At 43.8% G+C, this 274-nt stretch carries 1 pseudogene; it reads right to left on the bottom strand.

The features are described from left to right. Positions 1 to 19 precede the first annotated feature (19 nt). A pseudogene (locus AAEY62_RS22305) lies at positions 20 to 274 on the bottom strand (RNA-guided endonuclease InsQ/TnpB family protein); the annotation flags it as partial.

The following is a 274-nucleotide window of genomic DNA, read 5'->3' as shown; positions in this document are numbered from 1 at the left end:
ATCAATGGGCTTCTACAGTCTAGCTTATGAATGCTAGGCTGCTTCTTTTTTTCTCAGATCCAACAGCAAACTTCGATAGCTCGAAGACTTTCATTTTATTAGCTGCTTTCCGCTGAAAAGTGGGATTAACCCTTCCGACGATTCCAGCCGCTATTAAGTCTAACTCACCTGTGTTCGCTATGCTTTTAGCCGCTGAAAGGTCCCGATTTTGATGCACTCCGCAAGCCACACAAATGAAATGTCTATCGTTCAATGTTAAAACATGGTGCTGGCC

Source organism: Pseudoalteromonas sp. GW168-MNA-CIBAN-0100, from assembly GCF_040309225.1.
Taxonomy (GTDB): Bacteria; Pseudomonadota; Gammaproteobacteria; order Enterobacterales; family Alteromonadaceae; genus Pseudoalteromonas; species Pseudoalteromonas arctica.
Note: the sequence above shows the minus strand (reverse complement) of the source record. Positions and strands in the feature narration are given on the sequence as shown.